The sequence below is a fragment of the Bartonella sp. AD328YNZD genome, assembly GCF_042196425.1.
In genome coordinates this window covers 1-2,313 of the sequence record NZ_JBHIQG010000033.1, presented here as the reverse complement: position 1 = coordinate 2,313, position 2,313 = coordinate 1, and the positions used below count along the sequence as shown (strand labels likewise).

The following is a 2,313-nucleotide window of genomic DNA, read 5'->3' as shown; positions in this document are numbered from 1 at the left end:
ACAATCGTGAGCGATATGCGCATAACAAAAAAATTGGCAATTATCACCAACAACTGTCATTCCTACACTCGAATCGGAACCCCTATGCATTGTTACACCTTCACGAATCGTACAATTCTTACCAATAAAAAGAGTCGTAGCCCCTCCTTTATGTTTATTATTTTGCGGTTCAGCTCCCAAAACTGCATGAGAAAATACTTTACTCTTAGCTCCTAAAGTCGTCTTTCCCATTATTACAACATGACTTGTCAAACTACATTCATCACCAATAACAGCCTCTGAACTAATATGGCAAAACGGCCCAACGCATACATTCTCACCAAGCTGCGCTCCCTTCTCCACAAGAGCAGTTGGATGGATTTTCGTACCGGACATTTTTAAATTCCTATCAAATATCGTTTATTCTTTTTCAACAATCATCGCAGCAATTTCTGCTTCAGCGACGCGGACATCTTCTACTTTTGCAACACATGAAAAACGTCTCATACCAGATCTTTTTTTCAAAAGCTGAACATGAATCTTGAGCTGATCACCAGGCATAACCGGCTTACGAAATTTCGCATTATCAACCGTCATAAGGTAAACTAAATTTGTTTGCTTATTGCCTAAATTTAAAAGTGCTATTGCTCCTGCCGTTTGTGCCATAGCTTCTAAAATCAAAACTCCAGGCATAACAGGCTTTGAGGGAAAATGTCCTGTAAAATGTGGCTCGTTAATCGTTATATTTTTAATACCAATCGCTTCTTGTTCACCATCAATATCAACGATACGATCAATTAATAAAAATGGATAACGGTGCGGTAATATTGATAATAGTTTTTCAATATCGACAGCCTCTAAGTTTTTAGTTTTTTCACTGCTGATCATATCAGCGTTTCTCCTTTTTAACTTTTCCCATACTGCGCAACGCCGCTACTTCACGAAACCATTGTTTAAATGGTCGCGCTGGACTACCTCCCCATTTTTCGCCATCCGGAATGTCATTCATAACACCACTACGAGCAGCAATCTGAACAGATTTACCTATTATGATGTGATCAGCTACTCCCACACTTCCACCAAGCTGAGACATATCCCCTATAGATGTACTTCCCGCAATGCCACATTGAGCGGCAATAAGACAATAGCGACCAATTTTTACATTGTGGGCAATTTGTACAAGATTATCAATCTTGCTTCCTTCACCAATAACAGTATCTTGAAATGTTCCACGATCAATTGTCGTGTTCGCACCAACTTCTACACCATCCTCAATAATAACGCGACCAAGCTGTGGAATTTTCTCGATTCCAGAAACGCCCCCAACATAACCAAAACCATCTTGCCCAATGCAAACACCAGGATAAAGCTGAACCTTATCACCTATTATAGAACACTGAACTGTTACCTTAGGAGCAATATAGCAGTCACATCCAATACGGCAATTTTCACCGATAACAGCTGTGGATGAGATAAGAGTTCCTGCACCAATCTCAACATTTTTACCAATAACAGCTCCCGCTTCAATACACACATCATGCGCCAACTTAGCCGTTGGATGAATATGCGCATGCGATGAAATCCCCTTCTTCCCCAACCAAGGTATTGGCTTAACAGAATCTGGAAACAAAATACGACCAATCTGAGCAAAGTCACGCTGTGGTGTGGATGTCACCAAAATTGCCATAGTTTCGGGAACTTTAAAAACAATCTCATTCGTACACAAAACAGCAACAGCAGAACTATCCAGCAAAGCATCAGAAAACTTCCGATGCTCTACAAAAACAAGCGAACCCTCCACAGCACTCTCAAGTGAAGAAAGAGTATTGATAACTTTATGAGAAAACTCTGGATTAAGAAGCTTTGCACCCGTCAACTCAGCAGCATTTGCAACTGTCAATCGTCGGGACGGCGTAAAAAAAAATGTATCCGCCATCAAAACACTTTCTCTCCCAGCTTAAGCTATTCTCTTCAAGTTTTTCCTTCTTAAAATCGCTCAAATCAGAACTTTGTAGAAATACCAAAGTTTAATTGCTGCACACGATCCCCCTCCTGCTTCATTATTGGCCAAGCATAATCAAAACGCAAAGGACCAAACGGAGAATCCCACATCAAACTCACACCTGCAGATGAGCGCCAAGCACTTTTGGTATTGGTAACAGGCGGCTCACCTTTAAAAACTGCCTTATAATTATTACCATAAAGCGTGGCAATATCCGCAAATAAAGCACCGCGCAACCCAAATCCTTCAGGCACAACAGGAATAGGAAACTGTACTTCAGCAGTCGCATTCATATATGTTGTTCCCCCTAAGAAATAAACTTCACCCTTATT

At 40.7% G+C, this 2,313-nt stretch carries 3 protein-coding genes and 1 pseudogene; all 4 read right to left on the bottom strand.

Annotated elements, in window-relative coordinates; genetic code table 11:
- A pseudogene (locus ACFIO3_RS02985) lies at positions 1 to 375 on the bottom strand (acyl-[acyl-carrier-protein]--UDP-N-acetylglucosamine O-acyltransferase); the annotation flags it as partial.
- Positions 376 to 399: 24 nt separating this feature from the next.
- Positions 400 to 867 (bottom strand): 3-hydroxyacyl-ACP dehydratase FabZ, encoded by a 468-nt coding sequence (gene fabZ, locus ACFIO3_RS02980; RefSeq protein WP_375607210.1) that lies wholly within the window; start codon positions 865 to 867, stop codon positions 400 to 402.
- 1 nt (position 868) lies between these two features.
- Positions 869 to 1,915 carry a UDP-3-O-(3-hydroxymyristoyl)glucosamine N-acyltransferase gene (lpxD, locus tag ACFIO3_RS02975; protein ID WP_375614674.1) on the bottom strand — a complete coding sequence of 349 codons (1,047 nt, stop codon included), beginning with the start codon at positions 1,913 to 1,915 and terminating at the stop codon, positions 869 to 871.
- 65 nt (positions 1,916 to 1,980) lie between these two features.
- On the bottom strand, positions 1,981 to 2,313 hold a 333-nt coding region (locus ACFIO3_RS02970), incomplete at its 5' end, for a BamA/TamA family outer membrane protein (RefSeq protein ID WP_375704090.1).

Coding starts and splice junctions, on each gene's coding strand:
- fabZ (WP_375607210.1), bottom strand. CDS start 867: ATGATCAGCAGTGAAAAAACTAAAAACTTAGAGGCTGTCGATATTGAA.
- lpxD (WP_375614674.1), bottom strand. CDS start 1,915: ATGGCGGATACATTTTTTTTTACGCCGTCCCGACGATTGACAGTTGCA.